Raw genomic sequence first — 21,397 nt, forward strand, 5'->3', positions numbered from 1 at the left:
CATGTTCAGTGAAATTAACTTTACATGGCCTGCCACTTTTTCAGCTGCAATCGCTAATGCAGCAGGAAAGTTGGCTAATGCAAACGCTGAAATAAATACCGCGAAAACCCGGTTAACTGCTGCGCCTGATTTGGCATTAGTAAACAACCCGATTGCGGCTACGTGCAATGGGAGTTTGGCGGCATTAACCGCGCTTAACAATTTGCTCGCGAATGAAGTAAGTAGTTTTTGCGTGCACCCGTGGACGCAGGGCGTAGGGCAGGGCGATAGCCACAACCGTTATTTGTCTCCCGCGAATGCGGTTGTGGCTGTTGCCAACAAATTCTCTGATGTTGCAGACGTAAACAAACCGAAAACTGTTGTGGATGCTATTTGTGTTTTATTAACAGCAGCCAGTTATGGTCAGTTGGCTGAAACCATAACGCAATTTTGCACCGTGTTCCCGGATGCTCAATTACGCCTTTGCCAGCGCCGCGCACAACAATTATCCACCATTGAAAAAGACAAAGTTATTTTGCCAGACGCGGCAGGCAATGCCTTTTGGCGCCCTGGGCGGTTAGCCGCGGCTGGACGTGGTGAACGTGGGTGTAGCCTTGTGGGTGAGCGCTTTGCACACGCGGTTGGCTACGAGGCTGGCGGTGTTTCACCAGACCAAGAGCTGATTAATTTGGCAACAAAAAAACAACAGCAGCTAAGCCATATTGCCGCCGCCATTAGTTCATTTGCTGCAACTTTTTCTGGCGGTAGTGGGCGTGGTGTTTTTATTTCAGCTAAAACCCCGGAGCAGATTAAAAACCAGTTGGCCGCTAATTCATTAGGCCATGATGAGCCGCTTGCTTGCTGTGTGGTGTATAGCGGTGTGCCGGGTAGTTTGGGCCTGTTACGGGAGATGCTGGGATTATGATGCTGGATGACTATGAGGTTCCTAACAAAGAGATAAAAGTCTCTATGTCTATGCGGATTGAATCGGAAACGCTTAATGGACAAAGCAGCGGCACGAGCACATCACACAAAGGTTTTAAGCCAAAAGTTTTTAATGTTTCGCTCATTATTCCTTATGTTGAGCCAACAGCATTGAGCGCGTTGATTGCCGTTGCACAAGTAACAAATGCGGATGGTTCGCTAAAGGTTTATGACATAACCGATGATTTGGCTAACGCTGTAAAAGTTCGCCGTGTGCAATTTACGGAAGAATTTTACGTGCGTGAAATGGATAGGGTTAGCGCATGGGCGGTGCAGTTTTCCTTACAAGATTATCAAAGCGTGCCTGAAAAAGCCGAGCAGCGCCAAACCACTGCCGCCCCACAAACCCAAACAGCAACCGGTAATGTGGTTGCGGCAACTGATGATGGTGAGGCGGTAGAGGGTGAGGGTGAAATCGGATTTTTTGAGCGGCAACTTGCAAAGCTGGATAGGGCGCTCGCGTGAAGTTACATAAAACCTTGACGATAAATGGCGCGCAGGTGCATTTGAATACAGAGGATTTACGACTGGATTTGTTTAACCCTGGGCGTGCGGTTTTTGATGTTGAACCCAATGCAGAGATTAAAGGCTTGGTTGTTTTTAGTTCCGGGTACGACCCGCAGCAATTGCAACAGGTCTTTTTTGGTTACGTTGAAAACACCTTTCAAATTGATAAAAAACAACACCGTGTTTTTTGCCGTGAGCTGTGTGCGAGCCTTAGCCGGTTAGTGCCGGTGAGTTTGCGCAATGCGACCATTAACGAAATTTTGCGCGCAATATCTACAGAAACTGGTTTGCAGTTTGTTACGCCCGATAAACCCTACAGCCAAAAGACCACCCCTGTTTATTTTTCTGTTGGAAGTGGTTATGCGTGCCTGGATTCGCTCGCGGAAGTTTTTGAGATTCCGCAATTTATTTGGCAGCAGCAGGGGGATGGCAAAGTGTTTGTGGGTGGTTGGTTGGATAGTTTTTGGGGCGGTAAAAATATAAACCTGCCCGTGGATATGCAGAGTAATACCGGCCTTGCTAATTCAGCGCGCATTGCGTGTATGCCCAAGTTACGCCCCGGTGTTTTTATTAATGGGAATAGTTACATCACTAAAGTGCATTGGGATGGACAGCACCAAAATATTGAGTGGGATAAAAACCCCTGGGGGACGCGGTGGACGAACAGATCAAGCGTATAAACCAGCGCAAACATACTGAGCTATTCAGCAACATCCATTTGCCGATTTTGGCGCGTGTGGAAGCGGTGAGCGACCCGGTTAACCAGGAAGCGATTAGCGAGCGATACAGGCCGCGCTATGCAGTGGATGTACGGGTTTTAAAGCCCAACGGGGCACCTGATGAGCTGTTGCCGCTGTTTAGAGCGGTGCCGCTACCTGTGGCTATGGCAGGGTTGGAACGCGGTGCCTATGGCTTCCCGGAGGCGGGCACAATAGTTGAATTGGCGTTTGCGTTTGGATTGCCTGATAGACCATTCATTCGCACCATTCTAACTGAGGGTTTGAGCCTGCCCAGTGTTGCGCGTGGTGAAGTTTTGTTGCAAGCAAGCGCCGACGTTTACCAGCGTGCAGATAGTGCAGGGGATTGGCACAGAAGCACCACCGGTGACATATACGACGATGCTGTTAACTACGTGCTTGAGTGTTATTCCGCTACCACCACAGCTAATGAGTTTTTGTTGCGAGTAAAACAAAACAGCACCGAGGAAGTTGTGGGAGTAAAAACAATTGAGGCACTTGGTGCGTTGAAGTTGTTAAGTGCGGGCACTGCGAACTTATCCGCGTTGGATAATTTAAACATCACCACCGGCAGCGATGTAAATCAAAAGGTGGGGCGCGATGTTAAACAGCGCGTAGGTAATAACATCGACTCAATGGCCGTGGCCAAACAATTGTTGCGTGTAAAAAATGGCGGCAAGGTTTGGCTTGGAAGTGAAAGCGAAAACGTGTTGCAGATATTGAGTGAGTTAATTCAGGTGGTAGCAAATATTGCTAACACCGCGAAAGACCACACGCACGAATACACGGATAACGGCGCGCCTCTGAAAACAAAAAAGCCCGATCAGTCGGGCGATTTTGGTGGGCAAAAGGGTAGTGCTGATGGGTTGAAGGAAAGGTTAGATCCAATTGTTGAGTGATTAATAACAGCCGCAGCTATGCTAGTTCGGATTGGGCTTTTCAGCATTCAACATGCATTTTTTGATGTGATTATCTTTCGCGGCAGCTTCCATCAGGATGAGCTGTTCAACTCGCTCAATTTCTTCGTTACCGAATTTCTCAAGAATGATATTTCTAATATATTCATGCCTGCATACAGCAGAGTATATAGAGCGCACATGTAATAATGCATTTGCGTGTTCGCAGTACTTTTTCGCAAAAAGCTTTGCTTTTTTAACGTTTCCTTTTTCTGCGTAAAGACCAGCGAGACGTAGCCAATGGTAGTGATCGCCCTCTGGGTTGTTATGAAATTTGTGTTCATATTTTTTTAAAAACTTAAAGCTTAATGATGTGTCTTTCTGTCTTATGTAATGGTAGATAATGCGCTTGTAATCTTCTTCATTTGAGTACCGTTGTACTATGGCTTCGGATAATTTGAACCTTATATCCATTAGATCCATTAGCGACTCCGCAAGGAAGCTGGCGGTTGGGTCAGCAACTTTAGCAGTGAATGAAATATTTGCAATTCGTACGTACATGCTTCCTTCTTGAATATGCTTTTCGTATCTGGTGATTACTGAATGTGCTTTCCTAATGAGAATGAAATCATTGGCATCAATGAAAAGTGCTAATGAATAAAGGCGGGGCATAACCTCTTTGATATCGTTTGCTGCATCCAATATTGCCGAACCAATATATCGAAGCGGAAAAGGTAGATTATATTCTCGTGGGTCATAATCTTTATAAATTGTAGTTCCTTTTAAGATGGTTCCCATATCGCTCTTTGTTAAGGCTTTACTAAAAATTTCCGGTTGAAAAGGCGTGGACTGGTTGTCCGCTATTTTGAAACATTCATTCAATAATTTGCTAATAATTGATTCCAGTGTGATGAGATCCATGCCAATGGGATAATTGAAAGATCTCTTAAGTTTTAGCTCGGGAATTTTTGAGAAAATAATCCAGAAAACTATCGCAGCAAATAGTGATGCGAGTACGGGAAATACATATATATCGAAATTGTTTGCTTTGTTAGTGATGGCTAGCCATTTCCAATTAAAAAATGCAAATGAGACTGAGCTGATTATCGCTATAGCTGACAATAATAAACTTATTAAAGGTATGGAATATATTTTGAAAAATTGTATAGCTTGTTTGATTAAATGCATTGTGGTTTATTCCGTTCATCAACTTCTTAATGTCTGGCGGCCAACTGGCCGCCTTATTTATTTTTAGCGTTCAATTATTTGTTGTGCTTGTGAAAGCGAGTGGGCGAGGCCTGCTATGGCTTGTTGCGATAGTTGGAGGCCTTCGTTGTTGCCTAGCATTAACTCTTCGATTAGGCGTAAGTTGTTGGCGGTGTCTTCGATTATTTGGTTGTCGTTGAGTTGCTTGGTGATTTTGCCAATGCAATCAATTTTTTCGCCGTCGGGATTTAGTATTTCAATAGTGCCGGATTTGTAAATCGCCATTTGCGATTCGTCGAGCTGGATTACACGGCGGAAGTCTGGAGCAGAAAGGTTTTTTGTTGCAGTTGTTTTTTTCATGGCATAGGCCTCGAGTTAAATATCCTATAAAACCGCCTGCACAAGGTCTCAATCTTATGGAGGCGACTGGACAGGGTTGAGACTACCGGCACTCGAGAACCGGCCTACCCCGAAGGATAGCCCCGCCCAGCCACCATAACTGCAGGGTAGCCGAACGCCAGCAACAAAAAAAGCGCAGAGCGCGCTTGTTGCTCTCAAGTAGTTTCCGGGGTCTCAATCCCGGCAATGGATTTTGCCATTGCTCAAGTAGGGTAGTGCGGGTGGAGTTGTGTGTCAATGTGTAATATTGTGGTTTATTGGGGTTTTTATTGATCAACGGAGAAAATGAGTATGGGGCAGGAAAATCAGCCTGAGGCCGGTAAGGTGCAAAGTGAAAATAATAAAGAGGGTATGAGTGCTTCGACTAAGTGGGCAATTGGGGTTACAGCTGTTTGGTTGGGTGGTGTTGCGATTTATGTTTTTTGCAATTGGTGCGCATTTGTAAAAATGGAGCCTAATGCAGTTGGGGATTTTCTGGCTGGCACTATGTCGCCGCTTGCGCTGTTTTGGTTGGTTGCGGGTTATAGGCAGCAGGGGGAGGAACTGCGGTTGAATACTGAAGCCTTGAAGGCTCAGTTGACAGAGTTGGCTTTGCAAGTGGAGGCCACAAAAGAATTGGGCGATAGCAATTTGCTTCAGGCGAATGTTGCGAAGTCGATGCATGATTTCAATGTGTTCGAAACCAATAGAGTAATTGAAGAAAAGCGACTTGAAAGATTGCGGATTTTGCGGCCTGACATTTACTTAACGTTTGTAAATCAGTCTAATTCTCAATGGGTAATAAGTGCTGAAAATATCGGCGGTGATGCTTACAGAATTCAAATTGATTCTGAAATGTTTAGAAGATCGGTTTTATTTGCCGATTCAAGCAAGTTTACGCGTGATAGTAAGCACAGAATCGAGCTTTTGGATCAGCTCCCTGAATGCGGTGATTCAATACTTTCCCTCAATTGTTGGGATGCAGATGATAACCACTATGTGTTTCATTATCGGTATGAAGCTTCTAGAAATCTTATTCTATCTGCTCACCCATATGAAAATGGCATTTTAGTTGACTGTCATGAGCCTAGGGGTGATGAGTAGGTGATCATAAGGATCGAAGTATCCCAAAATGATTTAAAAAAATATAAAAGGGGCAGCTTTCACTGCCTTTTTTTATTTCATCAACACACGCTACGTCGGTCGAAAATACTACTGCATAGGCGGTTGTGGGCAATGGTTGGAAGTAGAGTTGGTTATTTGGTGCGTCCAAAAATAAGTTGCCATATTCCGCATAGTAATCTAGAAATAGAAAACCAAGCTGCGCCTAATAAAGAGCAAAAAATTAAAAAATTAAAGACTGGCTCTAATTGAAAGGGTAACTGAATAAACTGATTTAAGTTTTCGGCTTCGTAAGCTCCCAAAAAGCCATCTGGGTTTAAGTTTTTAATGACAAATAGCAGTAGCCCGATATACAAGCTAAATAAGGTGGCATAAATAAATTTGATTCGGGTGTTTAGCTGCGACCAAGCATCAATCAATTCTTGTTCGATGTTGCCACTCGTTAGAATCGATTTTTTGTAGCGCTTGTGATGGAAAGCGTTCTTCATTTCTTGTGAAATTTGGGCTAATGAATCTATTGTGTAGATTATCAATAGCATCATTAGCCCTGCGTACAGGGTGAACGCGAAAGTGCTATTTGCATCCGATGAGGAAAGCTTTGTTGCAATGCCAATTAGCGGCAAAAAAAGCAACTTTAATCCAATATCTGAAATAACTTTGTTGATCTTTTCTATATAGGATATTTTTTTGTCCGAAAGATCGCTGATGAATTTAGAGAATGTAAATTCATTCAGGTAGAGGTCTAGGCCGTTATTGTAGTCCCTTTGAAGTTCTTCAATGTGATTCAGTATGTATGCGAACTTTTCTGAATCTTTGTTTACGTGCTTAAGCAGGTCGCATATCGATTTTTTTAGTATCTGATTTTTTTCTTTTTTGTGCGTTGTTACTGTGTCGCTATCGATGCTTATGTCTTTGATGAATGCTTTGATTTTTTCACTGTCAAAGTCCAAATCCTTTTTACTGTACGTTGTTTCAAATTCAAATTTCTTTTCTCCCAATAAAACAATTCTGTGCGTTTTTGTTTTGTCGTTATAGCTGGAGAAGTCGCAAACACCGCTGTCTGCATTGATCAGTGTCTCAATGAGGTCAATGGTGGCGTCATAGGCTTTTATATAATGATTTTCTTTGTTGTCGAAGGTTGCATAATCGATTTCAGCTATATAAAAAAAGTCCGGTTTTTTGGTTTTATTGAACCGTAAAAATTTATCTACTGAATAGTGGATGTTATTGGTTCCTTTGATACTTACGCTATCAAAGTTGAATGTGCATTGCTCATCTAGGTGATTGTTTAGTCCGGCCTCATTGTTGGCTTGATATGATTTTCCGCCAACATGAATGACTTCGATTATGTCTTGATCGCATTGCCCTCTGATGAGGGCGTTAAGGCTTATTATTTTGTTTATTAAATTAGTCGTTATTTTTGTAGTGAAAGATATATCTGAAATCGAATCAAAATTTGATTTTTCTCCAAACTCTCTGTAGAAATCGATTATTGATTCAATTGGTTTATTCATCTTCATCATCAACTAAATCTAGAGAGCTTTCGAAGTCATCGGGGATGTCTGTAATTGTAATTGTATTGTCGTCTTTGTTAAAGGTTATTGTTCCGCCGTAAAGATCGTGATCAAAACTAAGAGACCATTTTTTTGATTTATAGTCATATCTTTTTAATTTTCTTAATGCGCTAGGATCAGCCTCAAATACATCTGGGCATTTGAAATTTTTCTCGCTGATGTATTCGATCAAACCATTTTCGTTTTCGGGATCAATAAGTGGTGCTATTGCAGAAAGGTATACGTGATTGCCCGCTTTTCTTTGGCCGGCGCAGTAACTCAATATTTGCTGTTCAATATCTCTGCGCTTATCCGTGCTATACCCTAGTGATGTCATATACTCCCTAACTGCCTCGATCATTCCATCGGTAGATGCTTTAGGGGATTGGTAATCTTTACAGCCAATAAACTCTAAAAAGTAACTGGACACTGTTGTTGCGGTGCCTCGCATAAAGCCAATGTAGGGGTCTTTTTCTTCATTATTATCTGTAGCCAACAACCCGCTCACGCTGATTTTTGCGGCGTACCTCATTGAATCTATGTCCATTGCTTCTAGGTTTTCGAGTTCAAAGTCTTTGATGTTGAAGACTACCTTCCTGCTAAGAAGTAGAACCATAAAGCTGTCGTCATAGTGCATAAAAATGACGATGCCGCCCGATGCTTTTGTTACTCCTGTGGCGGCTGCAGCCAATGTATCCATTGCGCTAGACGTCATGTCTAGAAATTCGTCTTCGCTGTGGTTGCTCAGTGTTAGGTAATCAACAAGGGTTTTTTGAAATGGGTAATTAACCTCATCAGGATCAAACTTTCCTAATGCTTTAGGTTTTTTATTGAAAGCCTTATCGGTGGTGTCGATGAACCTTTGAAGAATCGGGAGGCTCTTATCAAAAGCGCCTTTCTCATTGAGTTCCTTTGCTGCTTCTTGATTATCAATATCTTTTATTAATTCGTGCGCAACCACATGGTGAATTGTCAAAGCTAAACCCTCTTTATTCTACGTTGTTCCGTTTGTTTAGCTGGCGATTATGTAGGTGGGTGGCGTGGAAATATGTAGGAAATGTATGACAGGTGTGTAGGAAATTGACCATGGTGGTTCCAGTGGAGGGGAGTAATCAAGCGTTTATCAGAAGGGCGGCTTAAATTCACTCCTCCCCCGCCTGCGGGCTTTCTGAAAAATTTTAGTTCGTGAAGTGACCAATAGAACCAAACCCGCATGGCGCGTGGGCTGTATGTTTGTCTTTGAGTTCACGATTTAAAGCATATTGCAGTGTTGTGAAAGACAAATTCAGGCGCGCAATTGGAGTTATGTCAGTAGTGGCGTGGCTCTGGTGGCAATTTGTGTTTTGCGATGCGGTAAAACAAGTGCGCCCCCTTTGTGCCCCCTTGATGGTTTTTGGGCGCTTATTTTTGGCAATAAAAAAAGGGCTTACATTACTGTAAGCCCTTCATTTACGGGTTTGGTGCCAGTGGTCGGACTCGAACCGACACGCTTTAAGGGCGCCGGATTTTGAATCCGGTGCGTCTACCAATTCCGCCACACTGGCGAGTGGTGCGCATTCTAATGATTTGAACCCGGCTGTCAAATACTAATTTCAAAAACTTTATAAAACAGTTGTTTGTTAAACACCTTGGCTAAAAAGTGCCTGTTTACGCTGCAAATTTATTCACTGTTATTGGTTAGTGGTGGGTTAGTTGGTGGCTAATTTAAACTTGAGCCGAATTGGTATACCCTTGCCGACCTTTTTATTCTTTATCTAACCTTCATTAAGCTCTTCTTATGCGTCGCCAGGATTTTTTTTACGAGTTGCCAGACAACCTTATCGCGCGAACACCTGCTGCCGAGCGACGTGGCAGTCGTCTATTGCAGTTGGATGGAACGAGCGGCCAGTTAGCCCATGGACGGTTTCCCGACCTGCTCAATCTGGTTGAACCCGGCGACTTGATGGTGTTCAACAATACCCGCGTAATACCCGCGCGGCTGTTTGGCCAGAAAACCTCGGGTGGGCAAGTGGAGATTCTGGTGGAGCGGGTGTTGGATAACCGCCGCGTGCTCGCCCATACCCGTGCAAGCAAAGCACCCAAAGTGGCTTCACAGGTTATTTTGCAGGACGGTACACGTGTGCAATTGGTCGCCCGTCACGATGCATTGTTTGAGTGGGAATTCCTGGGGGATGATCCGGCGTTGGTGGTTTTGGATCGCATTGGCCATATGCCATTACCTCCTTATATAGATAGGGACGATGTTGCCGCCGACCGTGAGCGCTATCAAACCGTGTATAGCAAGGAACAGGGCGCGGTAGCTGCGCCTACCGCCGGTTTGCATTTTGATGAATTGATGTTGGAGCAGCTGCGTGCAAAAGGCGTGAATATCGCGTTTGTGACTTTGCATGTGGGTGCGGGCACTTTCCAGAACATGCGCGTCGATAATATTGCCGAGCACCAAATGCATTCGGAAATTATGGATGTGTCACCTGAGGTGTGTGAGCAGGTGCGCGCAACCAAAGCGGCGGGCAAACGTGTAATCGCCGTGGGTACCACCAGCGTGCGCAGTTTGGAATCGGCCGCGCAGGGTTATGCCGATCCTGCGCAAAAAGGTGCGATCCATCCTTATCAGGGTGAAACCAGTATTTTTATTTACCCTGGCTACCAATTCCAGGTAGTGGATGCGCTGGTGACCAATTTCCATTTGCCTGAGTCGACCTTGATTATGTTGGTATCAGCCTTTGCCGGATATGGTTTTACCATGGCAGCTTATAAAGAAGCCGTTGCACAGCAATACCGTTTTTTCAGTTATGGCGATGCCATGTTTATCACCCGCAATCCCGCTGCTGCTCAGCAACCAGTTGGCGCTTCTGTTTGAATACTATTTATCTGAGCCGAGAGAGAAGATCGTGACTAACCAATGTTTTATGGAATTTGAATTAGATAGTCAGACGGGCAGGGCGCGTCGCGGCCGTTTGAAGTTCCCACGCGGCACAGTCGAGACTCCGGCATTTATGCCTGTAGGAACCTACGGCACCGTGAAGGGTATGACTCCGCGCGATGTGGAAGATATAGGTGCACATATTATTCTGGGCAACACTTTCCATTTGATGTTGCGCCCTGGGACCGAGGTCATCAAAGCGCACGGTGACCTCCATGATTTTATGCAGTGGAAAGGGCCGATACTGACCGATTCCGGTGGTTTCCAGGTATTCAGCTTGGGTAAGTTGCGCAAAATTACTGAAGAAGGAGTGACTTTCAAATCGCCCATCAGCGGTAGCAAAGTGTTTATGGGGCCAGAAGAATCGATGCAAGTACAGCGCGATTTGGGTTCCGACATCGTAATGATTTTTGACGAGTGCACTCCTTATCCGGCGACTATTCATGAAGCGCGCGATTCGATGGAATTGTCACTGCGCTGGGCCAAACGCTCCAAGGTCGCCCATGGCGATAATCCTTCTGCGTTATTCGGGATAGTGCAGGGCGGTATGTATGAAAACCTGCGCACCGAATCCCTGACTGGTTTGGTGGAAATTGGTTTTGATGGCTATGCGATTGGTGGTTTGTCGGTTGGCGAGCCCAAAGAAGATATGTTGCGCATCCTCGAAAGCCTTACGCCGCAAATGCCCAAGCACAAACCGCGCTATTTGATGGGGGTAGGTAAGCCAGCAGATTTGGTGGAAGGTGTGCGTCGCGGTGTGGATATGTTTGACTGCGTAATGCCAACGCGCAACGCGCGCAACGGTCACTTATTCACCAGCGAAGGTGTGATCAAGTTGCGCAATGCCAAATACCGTGAAGACACTGGCCCGCTTGACCCGCTGTGCGACTGTTATACCTGCAAAAATTTCTCCCGCTCTTACCTTCATCATTTGGATAAGTGCAACGAAATGCTGGGTGCGCAATTAAATACCATTCATAACCTGCGCTATTACCAGCGCATCATGGCTGATATGCGTACCGCGTTAACAGAAGGTACATTTGATGCATTTTTAGCCGATTTTTACGGGCGTCAGGGTTTAGAAGTTCCACCTGCGCCGCCGGTATGATTCCGGCATCGTTGTTGGGCGCGAATTAGGGTTATAATCCGGCGCCCTTGGCCATACCGCTGTCCGAAACCGGGCAGCGCGCAAGTAAAAATAAGGTGGAATAGATTCGCGTGACTAGATGTAACGCTTGTGCGATTGCTACTCTCTGCCGCAGACAACTTGGGAAAACCCTATGTTAAATCGCTATCCATTATGGAAATACCTGCTGCTACTGTTTTTTACTGTAGTTGGCGTTATCTACTCTATCCCTAATCTTTATGCACCCGATCCTGCAATTCAGGTGTCTGGTGATTCAAGTTCAAAAGTAATTGATGCGCCAGTCTTGGCAAAAATGGAGGCAGCGCTAAAAGCGGCCAACATTGAAGCTTTTGGCGGCGAGGTTACGCCAAAGACAGCCATGCTGCGCATCAAAAACGCAGAGCAACAAATGCTCGCGCGCAAAACCGTACAAAAAGCATTAGGTGACGGTTATGTGGTTGCGTTAAACACGGCATCCACAACACCTGCATGGTTGCAAGCATTAGGCGCCGAGCCATTGAAATTGGGACTCGACCTCGCGGGTGGCGTACATTTTTTATTAGAAGTTGATACCGCCTCAGCAGTAGCCAAGCGTCAGGAAATTAACGCTGATGATATGAAAGACAAAATGCGCAAAGCGAAGGTTCGCTATGCCTCTGTCGTCGCCCAAAAAGATAATCAAATTATTGCGCGTTTCCGTACAGCCGAGGCCCGTGATGAAGCGGTAAATCTGCTGCGTAGCGATTATCCGACCTTAATATTTACCAAGCCGGATTCTGAGGCTAATTCCAATGACTTTAGCTATACGGCGAATTTTACCGAGGCAGGTATCCGTGAAATCGAAGATTATGCGGTAAGCCAAAACCTGATTACTCTACGGAATCGTGTCAATGAGTTGGGGGTATCTGAACCTATAGTCCAGCGTCAGGGACGCAACCGTATCATAGTGCAGCTTGCGGGAATTCAAGATCCTGCCGAAGCTAAGCGTGTTATTGGTAAAACGGCTAATCTCGAATTCCGTTTGGGAGCATCGCCTGACACCTTGGTATCGAACAAAGAAGAGTTTCCATTCAAAGATGAATTGATGCAGATGCAGCGTGGCAATGCTGTATTGGAAAAACAATTAATAGTTACCGGTGATCGCGTCTCCAATGCCACTAGTAGTTTTGATCCCGAAACTAACCAGCCGCAGGTAAATATTACGCTGGATAGTCTCGGTGGAACCCATATGCACCGTGTGACACGTAACAATGTCGGACGTCAGATGGGAATCTTATTTATTGAATATAAAACTCGCACCCAAGTAGTAAAAAATGCTGCCGGTGAAGATGTTGAAAAAATGACGCAATACATTGAGCGCAAAGTGATTAGTCTTGCCACTATTCAAAGCGCATTAGGTGTGCAATTCCGTATTACTGGTCTGGATAGCCCGGCAGAAGCATCAGAATTAGCGTTATTGTTGCGCGCAGGTGCATTGGCAGCACCAATGCACTTTGTTGAAGAGCGCACTATAGGTGCATCACTTGGTACTGAGAATATTAAAAATGGTGTGGACGCGACTTTGTGGGGCTTTGGCTTGGTAGTGTTGTTTATGATTCTGGCCTACCGCATGTTTGGTATTTTTGCCAATATCGCCCTTGCACTTAACTTGCTCCTTGTAATCACCATGCTCTCAATGTTTGGTGCCACACTCACACTTCCTGGTATTGCCGGTATTGTATTAACGATTGGTATGGCAGTAGATGCGAATGTTTTGATTCACTCGCGCATTCGCGAAGAACTTAAAAATGGCGCTTCACCACAGCAAGCTATTTTTGCCGGTTATCAGCGCGCGTTTATAACAATTGTTGACGCAAACCTAACCACCTTAATTGTCGGCATAATTCTATTTGCTATTGGTACCGGCCCGATCAAAGGTTTCGCTGTGACATTAATCGTGGGTATTCTCACCACCATGTATGCCTCAGTTAGCTGCAGTCGCGCACTTGCCAATTTGGTGTATGGCAGCCGTAAAAACTTACAGAAAATTTCGATTTAAGAGATCACTGCTATGACTAAGGAATTACGCATTATTGATTTTATGGGGGTTAGACATTACACCTCCGCTTTATCCATTCTCATAGTTATCATTTCTCTTGCGTCTCTTGCGCTTAATGGTTTGAAACTTGGGCTAGATTTCACCGGTGGTACGCAATTAGAGATGCTGCTGGATCGTCCGGCAGACCTGGATAAAATTCGTGATGTATTGGAAAAAGAGGAGCTGAAAAGCCCGGTAGCGGTGCTCTTCGGCTCGGATCAAGAGGTAATGATTCGCACTCAAGATCAAATGAAAATAAAAGCACAGGAAAAGTTATCAAATACGATAGCAGCTTTGGGATCAGGGGCGGCATTGGAGTCCCTTGAGCGTCCGGTGCGTGAATTGGAGGGGTATGCGGATACGTTGGTGATTGCCAATCTTGGTGTGGATCTACTGCAGCAGAAAGACTTGTTTCCTTCTGCAAAGTACGGTCGAGTCGAATACCAGCAACGTGACGGCAAGGTGCTGGTGACGCTTGAAAACTCCGTTGACTCCGTTTATCTCAATCAAATTATTGGCGATCTGGAAGCGGCCACTGGTGCAAAAATCCAATTGCGTAGCAGTGAGTTTGTTGGGCCACAAATTGGTGATGAATTGCGTGACCAGGGTGGCTTAGGGATGCTTGTAGCTTTCGTTTTGGTATTTCTTTATGTTGCAGTGCAGTTCCAATGGAAGTTTTCAACCGGCGCAATTATTGGTTTGGTGCATGACGTTATCGTGACTTTGGGTTTCTTTGCTTTTTTTCAGTGGGACTTTGATCTGACTGTACTGGCAGCAATTCTTGCGCTTATTGGTTACTCAATTAATGACACAATCGTTATCTACGACCGGATTCGTGAAAATTTCCGCATACTGCGCAAAACAGATCCTCATGAAGTAATTAATATCTCCATCAGCCAGACCTTGGGTCGTACTATTATGACCTCCGCATCGGTGTTTATAGTGCTGTTCTGTTTGTATTTCATTGCTGGAGAGGTGCTGCAAGGTTTTGCTCTGGCATTGATTATCGGTATTGTTGCCGGTACTTATTCGTCTGTTTATATCTGTGCGAATATCACTGCGGCACTGGGCATTACCAAAGAAGATTTGATGCCTAAAGCGAAAGAAGAGGATGGTGCTGAAGCGACAGAAGCTCCCTGACTTTTTGTTTTATTGGATTTACTCAACAACAGCGCCTGCAGGCGCTGTTGTCGTTTCTGATCTGCCAATTTATCGCGGATTGTGCAATTGCAGTATCTCGGGTATCGTCAAAGCCATCTCTCAATTCCCTGCAAACTCCTATGATCGAACACATCAGCTTCAGCCCCTCACTACAAACCAGCAATGATATTGAATTGCTGCGTGAAACTGTGGGGCGTTTTCAGCGCATATTCAATGGCAGTGGCTATGGTTTTTGGGAGTGGAATCTGCACACCCAGCATATCGAATGGTCGGGGGGGTTTTGGGAGCGTTTGGGGTATGGCGCTGAAGATGCTGAGAGCATCAGCGATGCGGGAAAAGTGCTGATGTACATGCACCCGGACGATCGCGATTATGCGATTGAAGCGGCGCGTCAGCACTTGCGTACCGGGCGGCCGCTGGATGTGTCTTATCGTATTAGGACCAAGTCGGGTGATTATATCTGGACGCAAGTGCGCGCCGACTCACTGCGCGACGAGCAGGGGCATGCCACCATCATGTCCGGGGTGAATTTTGATATCACCGAAATTAAAAAAGTTGAGGCAGCGCTACGCGAAAGTGAAGCGAGGCAAGTGCGAATTATCCAGGCGTCGAGTGATGGCATCTGGGAGTGGTATGCCGATCGCGGTGGGTTTCATTTCTCCCATCGCTGCTGGGAGCTGTTGGGTTACGATGATTTGGACGATGTGCTCACCGAGGGTGAGGACCGCCTGAAAATCTGGCGCAAACATATTTTTCCGCAAGATTTACCTATTTTTGATAATGCGCTGATTGAACATATGGCCGGTCGTGCGCCCTTTGATGTCGAATACCGTTTGGTGAGCCAGCAAGGTGATATTCGTTGGATCCGCGGCCGTGGCCGTGCTGTTTTTAATGAAAAAGGCCAGCCGATTATGATGTCCGGCAGCAATATGGATATCACCGAAATCAAGCGTGCGGAAGAGCGGGTTATTCAAGCCAAAGAGCAGGCCGAGCAGGCCAACCGCGCCAAGTCTGAATTTTTGTCCAGCATGAGCCATGAACTGCGCACGCCGCTAAATGCGATTTTGGGTTACACCCAGCTGTTTGAATACGATGGCAACCTCAAGCCCCAGCAAATTGAAAACGTGCGTGAAATCCGTAAGGCGGGCGAGCATTTATTGCAGCTGATTAATGATGTGCTGGATCTGGCCAAAATTGAATCGGGCAATATGACCGTGTCGCTTGAGCCGGTTTTGGTGTCGCGCCTGATCAGTGAGTGTTTTACCTTGGTGCAGCCTCAAGCGGATGCCAAGGGCATTCGGTTGGTGGCGACTGTGGCGCAATTTAATAATACCTACGTTGTTGCGGACAATGTGCGAGTCAAGCAGGTGTTGCTCAATCTGCTCAGTAACGCTGTTAAATACAATCATGTTGGCGGTGAGGTAGAAGTTCAACTGAGCATGCAGGAGGGTCAAGAGCTGCGGATCAGCGTGCGTGATACTGGTCGCGGTATTCCCATACAGCGTCAAAATGAGGTATTTCAGCCGTTTAATCGCTTAAGTGCGGAAAATTCCAATTTTGAAGGTTCCGGTGTTGGTTTGGTAATCACCAAACAGCTGGTGGAAATGATGAAGGGCAAGCTCGATTTTGTCAGTGCTGAAGGGGTAGGAACCACATTCTGGATTGATTTTCCCGTGGCTACTGAATGGAATGATGAGCCTATTAAAAAATTATCCAGCAATAAAGATTACACCCCTGCCACTTTGAATGTTAAGCGCCGCTGCAAAGTCCTTTATGTAGAGGATAACCCCACCAATGTGCGCCTGTTGCAGCAGATCTTTGATCGCTATCCCCAGCTTGAGCTGGAAGTGGCTGAAGAGGCATTTTTAGGGATTTATAAAGCGCGCAGTTTGAACCCTGATCTGGTTATTTTGGATATCAATCTGCCGGGCATGGATGGCTACGAAGTATTGAGTGTATTGAAAAATGATCCCTCGATCGCGGCAGTGCCAGTGATTGGTTTGTCGGCAAATGCCATGCCCTATGATGTAGAGCGCGGGCGTAAGGCCGGCTTTTTTGATTATCTGACTAAGCCGGTAGATATTCATCGGTTGATCGACGTGTTTAATAAACTCCTGCATGACAATTAGCGGCTCACTGAGCGACTAATTACCTCTGAATAATTCATTTTTTATTTCCACCGGAACCGGTAATTGCTTTGCGATTAACGATTCTGGTGCTTTTGGCAGTTTTACCTGCGCTTCGCACGGATTCCGTGTGGATATTTTCATAAAAGTTAATTAGTGCAAATTCAGGTGGCGTTTACCTGACAAACCTCTATTATCCAAAAAATGAACAAATGTTCATTTTGGTGTGTTTCCCTTTCCGGTTCTTGATTGCTGTGTTCCGGCCCGCTTGTTGGCCGCGACCTGTTTAAGGAGTTAATGATGTTACCCAACCTTTTTACCGCTTCCGGGCGCCCGGTACATTTGGCCGCTGCAGGCCTGATTGCCCTATTAATCGCGGGCTGCGATGGCGCCAAACCTGGCGCAGGTATGGCAGCGCCCGGTGTTCCCGAGGTTGGCGTGATACAGGTGGCTAGCAGCGATGTGCCGCTGCAAACTGAATTGCCCGGTCGCACCACCGCCTATCGCAAAGCGGAAGTACGTCCTCAGGTGAGCGGCATAATCCAGAAGCGCTTGTTTACCGAGGGGGCAGAAATCAAGGCGGGCACAGCGCTGTATCAAATTGATCCGGCCACTTATCAAGCGGCGCTAAGTAGTGCCCAGGCAGAGTTATCGCGCAGTCAGGCTACGCTTGCAGCGGCGGCGGCACGTGAATCCCGTTACAAAAATTTGTCGGCGATAAAAGCGATAAGTCAGCAGGACTATGACGATGCACTCGCCACTCTGAATCAGGCAAAAGCCGGCGTATCATTAGCCAAAGCCGCGGTAGAGACAGCCAACATCAACCTGAAATACACCCGGGTTTTGGCGCCTATCGATGGTGCGATTAGCAAATCTGCTGTTACCGAAGGAGCGTTGGTGAATGCCGGTCAGGCTGATGTGCTGGCGAGTATCCAGCAATTGGATCCTATTTATGTGGATGTTTCCCAATCGGCTGACGAGCTGTTGCAATTGCGCCGTCAAATGAAAAGTGGCCAGGTTGCCGCGGCAGACTCCGCCAAGGTGCGCTTGCTTCTGGATGACGGCAGTGTTTACGAACACGAGGGTACGCTGCAATTTGCCGAGGTGGGGGTAAATGAATCCACCGGCACAGTGAACCTGCGCGCGCAATTTCCCAACCCGGATCGCCTGTTATTACCGGGTATGTTTGTACGCACTCAGGTAGAGGAGGGCGTTCGCAGTAATGCGATTTTGGTGTCCCAACGCGGAATCACCCGTGATCGAACAGGTGCAGCTACTGCCATGGTCGTGAATACCGAAGGTGTGGTTGAGCTGCGTCAGTTGACTGTCGGGCGTGCGATTGGCGATCAATGGTTGGTTCTGGAAGGTTTGGCAGTAGGCGATCAGGTTATTGTTGAAGGTCTGCAAAAAGTGAAACCCGGCACTCCGGCGAAAGCGGTTCCTGCATCTGGCAGCAAGGTTTCGGGGGAGTAACTTATGGCTAGATTTTTTATCGATCGCCCGGTATTTGCCTGGGTTATTTCTATCATCATCATGCTGGCGGGAGCGCTATCCATCTTCAAGCTCCCGGTTGCCCAGTACCCTGATGTTGCCCCGCCGGCGGTCAGTATCAGTGCGACCTACCCCGGTGCGTCTGCACAGACAGTACAGGATACGGTTATCCAGATTATCGAGCAGGGTTTAACCGGTATCGATAACGTGCAATACATGTCATCTACCAGTGAATCCAGTGGTCGCGGTGAAGTAACCCTCACTTTTTTGGCGGGCACCGATCCGGATATCGCTCAGGTTCAAGTGCAAAATAAGCTGCAAACAGCCATGCCTTTATTACCGCAGGAGGTGCAGCAACAAGGTATTCGGGTGACTAAATCCTCGGCCGGTTTCCTGATGGTGATCGGGTTTGTGTCCGGCGATGGCCTGATGGATAGGTATGACATCGCCGACTATGTTGCCGCCAACGTGCAAGATCAACTCAGCCGGGTAAATGGTGTTGGTCAGATCACGCTATTTGGTTCGCAATACGCCATGCGCATTTGGCTTGATGCTAATAAGCTCGCGACCTATAGCCTCACCAGTAGCGATGTGGCTACGGCGATTCGCGCACAAAATGCCCAAATTGCCGCTGGTGAATTAGGCGGTACCCCAGCGCTGCCGGGACAGGAAATTAATGCCAGTATTGTGGTGCAAACACGCCTCTCTACTACAGAAGAGTTTGGCAGCATCCTGCTGCGCGTCAATCAGGATGGTTCCCAAATTCGCCTGAAAGATGTCTCCCGCATTGAGTTGGGTGGCGAAAACTATCAATTTGAAACCGAATATAACAACCGTCCGGCAGCGGGTATTGCTATCACCTTGGCTTCTGGCGCCAACGCGCTGGATACGGCTAATGCCGTGCGCCAGCGTATTGCAGAACTGCAGGGTTTTTTCCCGCAAGGGTTGGAAATTGTTTACCCCTACGACACCACACCCTTCGTAAAACTTTCGATTGAGTCGGTCATTCATACGTTGATTGAAGCGATCATCCTGGTGTTTTTGGTGATGTATCTGTTCCTGCAGAACTTCCGCGCCACCTTGATTCCCACCATCGCGGTCCCGGTAGTATTGCTGGGGACTTTTGCGGTGCTCTCGCTGTTTGGTTTTTCGATTAATACCCTCACCATGTTTGCGATGGTACTGGCGATTGGCTTGCTGGTAGATGATGCCATTGTGGTGGTGGAAAACGTCGAGCGGGTAATGGCGGAGGAGGGGCTCTCGCCGCTGGAGGCGACACGCAAATCCATGCAGCAAATTACCGGTGCGTTGATTGGTATCGCCTTGGTGTTATCAGCGGTGTTTGTGCCTATGGCTTTTTTTGGCGGTTCGACCGGCGTTATCTACCGCCAGTTCTCCATCACGATCGTGTCGGCGATGGTGTTGTCAGTGATTGTTGCGCTTACCCTTACGCCCGCACTCTGCGCCACTTTGCTCAAACCGGTGAGTCATGATCACTATGAAAAAGGCGGCTTTTTTGGTTGGTTTAATCGCACCTTTAATCGCGCCACCGACGGCTACCAGCGCAGTGTGGGTGGCATGCTCGGCAAAACCCGTCGCTACATGCTGATTTATGGGGTGATTGTATTGGTATTGGGTCTGTTGTTTATGCGCTTGCCCAGCTCATTTTTGCCCGATGAAGACCAGGGCATTATGTTCACCCAAATGACCTTGCCCGTGGGGGCGACCAAAGAGCGGTCCATGGTGGTGATGGATCAAATAGAAAAACACTACCTGGAAAATGAATCGGCCAATGTCCGCTCGGTATTTTCGGTGATTGGTTTCAGCTTTAGCGGGCGCGGTCAAAATAACGGCATTGCGTTTGTGGGTATGAAGGATTGGAGTGAGCGTACCGATGAATCCCAGCATGTACAAAGTATTGCCGCGCGTGCCATGGGCGCCTTCTCACAAATCAAAGATGCAATGGTATTCCCCTTTGTGCCACCTGCGATTACCCAGCTAGGTACGTCATCGGGGTTTAATCTGCAGTTGCAGGATTTAGGTGGATTAGGTCATGAGGCGATGATGCAGGCGCGCAACCAGTTTTTGGGGATGGCCGCGCAGGATACCCGTCTGGTGGGCGTGCGCCCCAATGGTCAGGAGGATAATCCGCAGTTCAAACTGGATGTGGATCAGGAAAAAGCGGCTGCTTTGGGTGTGTCGCTCAGCGATATCAATGCCATTTTTTCCACAGTGTGGGCGGCGTCCTACGTCAATGACTTTATCGATAAAGGCCGGGTGAAAAAGGTATTTGTGCAGGGTGACGCCCAATATCGCATGCTGCCGGAAGACGTCAAAAATTGGTACGCGCGCAATGACAAAGGTGAAATGGTGCCATTTTCAGCATTCACTTCAGGGCGCTGGATCTCAGGTTCGCCGCGTCTTGAGCGCTACAACGGGGTGCCGTCGCTGAATATTATCGGCCAGGGGGCACCGGGTGTAAGTTCGGGGGATGCGATGTTGGCTGCCGAGGAGATTATCGCCAAACTGCCTGCCGGTATAGGCTATCAATGGACTGGTATGTCGCTGCAAGAACGCGAGTCGGGCAATCAGGCGCCGCTGCTTTATGCCTTGTCTATTTTGATTGTGTTCCTGTGTCTGGCTGCACTCTATGAGAGCTGGTCGGTACCTTTTGCGGTGATTCTGGTGGTGCCGTTGGGGATTATCGGGGCGGTGGTATTTGCCATGGCGCGCGGCCTGTCTAATGATGTGTATTTCCAGGTTGGTTTGCTGACTACCATCGGGCTTGCGGCTAAAAATGCCATTTTGATTGTGGAATTTGCCAAAGCGCTCTACGAGCAGGGTATGGATTTGGTGCAGGCGACTATGGAGGCGGTGCGTATGCGTTTGCGCCCCATCATTATGACCTCGCTGGCGTTTATGCTTGGTGTGACACCACTGGTGATTAGCACGGGAGCGGGTTCAGGTAGCCAGAATGCGATCGGCACTGGGGTATTTGGCGGTATGTTCTCGGCCACGGTGCTTGCGATTTTCTTTGTGCCGGTATTTTTTGTTGTAGTGTTTCGCTTGGCTCAGCGCTGGTTTCCGGCGAAAGTTGCCGCCGAAAAATCAGCTGAGTAATGAGTAGCGCT

General features: G+C 47.0%; 16 protein-coding genes and 1 tRNA gene. 12 read left to right on the forward strand and 5 right to left on the reverse strand.

Annotated features, from left to right (window positions below; translation table 11 throughout):
* The first annotated feature begins 1 nt into the window (after position 1).
* From NNX04_RS01350 to NNX04_RS01365, 4 genes are read left to right on the forward strand one after another with little or no spacing between them, the layout of a single operon-like run.
* Entirely contained in the window at positions 2–904 is a 903-nt protein-coding gene (locus NNX04_RS01350) for a hypothetical protein (protein ID WP_261947255.1), read from the forward strand.
* Positions 901–1,428, forward strand: coding sequence for a baseplate complex protein (locus NNX04_RS01355; protein WP_261947256.1), 528 nt, complete (start codon positions 901–903; stop codon positions 1,426–1,428). Before NNX04_RS01350 ends, NNX04_RS01355 begins: the two co-directional genes overlap by 4 nt.
* A complete protein-coding gene (locus tag NNX04_RS01360) occupies positions 1,425–2,150 on the forward strand; it encodes a hypothetical protein (protein ID WP_261947257.1) in 726 nt (241 codons plus the stop codon). The genes NNX04_RS01355 and NNX04_RS01360 overlap by 4 nt, the downstream gene beginning before the upstream one ends.
* Positions 2,126–3,106 carry a hypothetical protein gene (locus tag NNX04_RS01365; RefSeq protein ID WP_261947258.1) on the forward strand — a complete coding sequence of 327 codons (981 nt, stop codon included), beginning with the start codon at positions 2,126–2,128 and terminating at the stop codon, positions 3,104–3,106. The genes NNX04_RS01360 and NNX04_RS01365 overlap by 25 nt, the downstream gene beginning before the upstream one ends.
* A gap of 21 nt (positions 3,107–3,127) precedes the next feature.
* On the opposite strand, the gene NNX04_RS01370 is transcribed toward NNX04_RS01365, so the two are convergent.
* Both NNX04_RS01370 and NNX04_RS01375 read right to left on the reverse strand, forming a co-directional pair.
* A complete protein-coding gene (locus NNX04_RS01370; protein ID WP_261947259.1) occupies positions 3,128–4,291 on the reverse strand; it encodes a hypothetical protein in 1,164 nt (387 codons plus the stop codon).
* 63 nt (positions 4,292–4,354) lie between these two features.
* The gene (locus NNX04_RS01375) at positions 4,355–4,669 is read right to left on the reverse strand and encodes a hypothetical protein (protein WP_261947260.1); all 315 of its coding nucleotides are present in this window, start codon (positions 4,667–4,669) and stop codon (positions 4,355–4,357) included.
* A gap of 324 nt (positions 4,670–4,993) precedes the next feature.
* Here NNX04_RS01375 and NNX04_RS01380 point away from each other — a divergent pair, with 324 nt between their 5' ends.
* Positions 4,994–5,791 (forward strand): hypothetical protein, encoded by a 798-nt coding sequence (locus NNX04_RS01380; protein ID WP_261947261.1) that lies wholly within the window; start codon positions 4,994–4,996, stop codon positions 5,789–5,791.
* Between the two features lie 152 nt (positions 5,792–5,943).
* Here NNX04_RS01380 and NNX04_RS01385 read toward each other — a convergent pair whose 3' ends face one another.
* From NNX04_RS01385 to NNX04_RS01395, 3 genes are all read right to left on the reverse strand, one after another.
* Complete coding sequence (locus tag NNX04_RS01385) at positions 5,944–7,323, reverse strand: hypothetical protein (protein WP_261947262.1); 1,380 nt, start codon at positions 7,321–7,323, stop codon at positions 5,944–5,946.
* Positions 7,316–8,338, reverse strand: a complete 1,023-nt coding sequence (locus NNX04_RS01390; RefSeq protein ID WP_261947263.1) for a nucleoid-associated protein — start codon at positions 8,336–8,338, stop codon at positions 7,316–7,318. Before NNX04_RS01390 ends, NNX04_RS01385 begins: the two co-directional genes overlap by 8 nt.
* A 482-nt stretch (positions 8,339–8,820) precedes the next feature.
* Positions 8,821–8,906, reverse strand: a tRNA-Leu gene (locus tag NNX04_RS01395).
* Positions 8,907–9,139: 233 nt separating this feature from the next.
* On the opposite strand from NNX04_RS01395, the gene queA reads away from it, so the two are divergent.
* The 7 genes from queA to NNX04_RS01430 all read left to right on the forward strand — a co-directional run bounded on the left by queA (position 9,140) and on the right by NNX04_RS01430 (position 21,386).
* Positions 9,140–10,222 carry a tRNA preQ1(34) S-adenosylmethionine ribosyltransferase-isomerase QueA gene (gene queA / locus NNX04_RS01400; RefSeq protein WP_261947264.1) on the forward strand — a complete coding sequence of 361 codons (1,083 nt, stop codon included), beginning with the start codon at positions 9,140–9,142 and terminating at the stop codon, positions 10,220–10,222.
* 49 nt (positions 10,223–10,271) lie between these two features.
* On the forward strand, positions 10,272–11,393 hold the full coding sequence (gene tgt, locus NNX04_RS01405; protein ID WP_315973089.1) for a tRNA guanosine(34) transglycosylase Tgt: 1,122 nt from the start codon (positions 10,272–10,274) through the stop codon (positions 11,391–11,393).
* Positions 11,394–11,565: 172 nt separating this feature from the next.
* Entirely contained in the window at positions 11,566–13,449 is a 1,884-nt protein-coding gene (gene secD / locus NNX04_RS01410; protein WP_007642082.1) for a protein translocase subunit SecD, read from the forward strand.
* 12 nt (positions 13,450–13,461) lie between these two features.
* Positions 13,462–14,628: a protein translocase subunit SecF gene (gene secF / locus NNX04_RS01415; RefSeq protein ID WP_261947266.1), complete on the forward strand. Its 1,167-nt coding sequence runs from the start codon at positions 13,462–13,464 to the stop codon at positions 14,626–14,628.
* Positions 14,629–14,768: 140 nt separating this feature from the next.
* Positions 14,769–16,778 (forward strand): PAS domain-containing protein, encoded by a 2,010-nt coding sequence (locus tag NNX04_RS01420; protein ID WP_261947267.1) that lies wholly within the window; start codon positions 14,769–14,771, stop codon positions 16,776–16,778.
* A 294-nt stretch (positions 16,779–17,072) separates the two neighbouring features.
* Positions 17,073–18,248, forward strand: coding sequence for an efflux RND transporter periplasmic adaptor subunit (locus tag NNX04_RS01425; protein ID WP_261947268.1), 1,176 nt, complete (start codon positions 17,073–17,075; stop codon positions 18,246–18,248).
* Between the two features lie 3 nt (positions 18,249–18,251).
* Positions 18,252–21,386: an efflux RND transporter permease subunit gene (locus tag NNX04_RS01430; RefSeq protein ID WP_261947269.1), complete on the forward strand. Its 3,135-nt coding sequence runs from the start codon at positions 18,252–18,254 to the stop codon at positions 21,384–21,386.
* Positions 21,387–21,397: the final 11 nt, after the last annotated feature.

The sequence above is a fragment of the Cellvibrio sp. QJXJ genome, from assembly GCF_024452345.1.
GTDB lineage: Bacteria > Pseudomonadota > Gammaproteobacteria > Pseudomonadales > Cellvibrionaceae > Cellvibrio.

Coding starts and splice junctions, on each gene's coding strand:
- NNX04_RS01350 (WP_261947255.1), top strand. CDS start 2: ATGTTCAGTGAAATTAACTTTACATGGCCTGCCACTTTTTCAGCTGCA.
- NNX04_RS01355 (WP_261947256.1), top strand. CDS start 901: ATGATGCTGGATGACTATGAGGTTCCTAACAAAGAGATAAAAGTCTCT.
- NNX04_RS01370 (WP_261947259.1), bottom strand. CDS start 4,291: ATGCATTTAATCAAACAAGCTATACAATTTTTCAAAATATATTCCATA.
- NNX04_RS01375 (WP_261947260.1), bottom strand. CDS start 4,669: ATGAAAAAAACAACTGCAACAAAAAACCTTTCTGCTCCAGACTTCCGC.
- NNX04_RS01380 (WP_261947261.1), top strand. CDS start 4,994: ATGAGTATGGGGCAGGAAAATCAGCCTGAGGCCGGTAAGGTGCAAAGT.
- NNX04_RS01385 (WP_261947262.1), bottom strand. CDS start 7,323: ATGAATAAACCAATTGAATCAATAATCGATTTCTACAGAGAGTTTGGA.
- queA (WP_261947264.1), top strand. CDS start 9,140: ATGCGTCGCCAGGATTTTTTTTACGAGTTGCCAGACAACCTTATCGCG.
- tgt (WP_315973089.1), top strand. CDS start 10,272: ATGGAATTTGAATTAGATAGTCAGACGGGCAGGGCGCGTCGCGGCCGT.
- secD (WP_007642082.1), top strand. CDS start 11,566: ATGTTAAATCGCTATCCATTATGGAAATACCTGCTGCTACTGTTTTTT.
- secF (WP_261947266.1), top strand. CDS start 13,462: ATGACTAAGGAATTACGCATTATTGATTTTATGGGGGTTAGACATTAC.
- NNX04_RS01420 (WP_261947267.1), top strand. CDS start 14,769: ATGATCGAACACATCAGCTTCAGCCCCTCACTACAAACCAGCAATGAT.
- NNX04_RS01425 (WP_261947268.1), top strand. CDS start 17,073: ATGATGTTACCCAACCTTTTTACCGCTTCCGGGCGCCCGGTACATTTG.
- NNX04_RS01430 (WP_261947269.1), top strand. CDS start 18,252: ATGGCTAGATTTTTTATCGATCGCCCGGTATTTGCCTGGGTTATTTCT.